This window comes from Pseudomonas sp. NPDC089530, assembly GCF_050280705.1.
GTDB lineage: Bacteria > Pseudomonadota > Gammaproteobacteria > Pseudomonadales > Pseudomonadaceae > Aquipseudomonas.
Map to the genome: position 1 here is coordinate 1 of NZ_JBNNVU010000205.1, position 1,684 is coordinate 1,684.

General features: G+C 62.8%; 1 protein-coding gene and 1 pseudogene. Both read left to right on the forward strand.

What is annotated here, in order from left to right; translation table 11 throughout:
• A pseudogene (gene rho / locus ACQKQA_RS30275) lies at positions 1 to 204 on the forward strand (transcription termination factor Rho); the annotation flags it as partial.
• 141 nt (positions 205 to 345) lie between these two features.
• A partial coding sequence (gene ubiD, locus ACQKQA_RS30280; protein ID WP_427564796.1) for a 4-hydroxy-3-polyprenylbenzoate decarboxylase occupies positions 346 to 1,684 on the forward strand: 1,339 nt, incomplete at its 3' end.

The window sequence follows — 1,684 nt, forward strand, 5'->3', positions numbered from 1 at the left end:
CGTGTGTTCCCGGCCATCAACATCAACAAGTCCGGCACCCGCCGCGAAGAGTTGCTGACCGCCGACGACGAGCTGCAGCGTATGTGGATCCTGCGCAAGCTGCTGCATCCGATGGATGAAGTCGCCGCCATCGAGTTCCTGGTCGACAAGCTGAAGCAGACCAAGACCAACGATGAGTTCTTCCTGTCGATGAAGCGCAAGTAAGTCGAGCGGGACCACAAAAAGCCGGGGAAACCCGGCTTTTTGCTATCTGATTATCGATGAACGGCAGTTCACTGTTCTGAACAGTCGGGTTCGGCGCTAAACTGCCAGCCCCGAACGCCACGGCCAAAACGAGGCTCACGCATGCAGTATCGCGACTTGCGCGACTTTATCAGCGGCCTGGAACAGCGCGGCGAACTCAAGCGCATCCAGGTTCCGGTGTCCCCAGTGCTGGAAATGACCGAGGTCTGCGATCGCACCTTGCGCGCCAAAGGTCCGGCCCTGCTGTTTGAAAAGCCCACCGGCTACGACATTCCGGTGCTGGGCAACCTGTTCGGCACCCCCGAGCGCGTGGCCCTGGGCATGGGCGCAGAAGCGGTCGGCGAGCTGCGGGAAATCGGCAAGCTGTTGGCCTTCCTCAAGGAGCCCGAGCCGCCCAAGGGCCTGAAAGACGCCTGGTCCAAGCTGCCGATCTTCAAGAAAATCATTTCCATGGCGCCCAAAGTGGTCAAGGACGCGATCTGCCAGGAGGTGGTCATCGAAGGCGACGACGTCGACCTGTCGATGCTGCCGGTGCAGACCTGCTGGCCGGGCGACGTCGGCCCGCTGATCACCTGGGGCCTGACCGTCACCAAGGGCCCGAACAAGGACCGGCAGAACCTCGGCATCTACCGCCAGCAGGTGATCGGCCGCAACAAGGTGATCATGCGCTGGCTGAGCCACCGTGGCGGCGCCCTGGATTACCGCGAGTGGTGCGAGAAGCACCCGGGCCAGCCGTTCCCGGTCTCCGTGGCCCTGGGAGCAGACCCGGCGACCATCCTCGGCGCCGTGACGCCGGTGCCGGACAGCCTGTCCGAGTACGCCTTCGCCGGCCTGTTGCGGGGCAACCGCACCGAACTGGTGAAATGCCGCGGCAACGACCTGCAGGTGCCGGCCACCGCGGAAATCATCCTCGAAGGGGTGATCCATCCGGGCGAGATGGCCGACGAAGGCCCTTACGGCGACCACACCGGCTACTACAACGAAGTCGACAGCTTCCCGGTGTTCACCGTCGAGCGCATCACCCACCGGCAAAAGCCGATCTACCACAGCACCTACACCGGCCGGCCGCCGGATGAGCCGGCGATTCTCGGCGTGGCGCTGAACGAAGTGTTCGTGCCGATCCTGCAGAAGCAGTTCCCGGAAATCACCGACTTCTACCTGCCGCCCGAAGGCTGCTCGTACCGCATGGCGGTGGTGACCATGAAGAAGCAGTACCCTGGCCACGCCAAGCGGGTCATGCTGGGCGTCTGGTCGTTTTTGCGACAGTTCATGTACACCAAGTTCGTTATCGTCACCGACGACGATATCAACGCACGCGACTGGAACGACGTGATCTGGGCCATCACCACGCGCATGGACCCCAAGCGCGACACGGTGATGATCGATAACACGCCGATCGACTACCTGGACCTCGCATCCGCCAATGGCGGTACGCCCATTC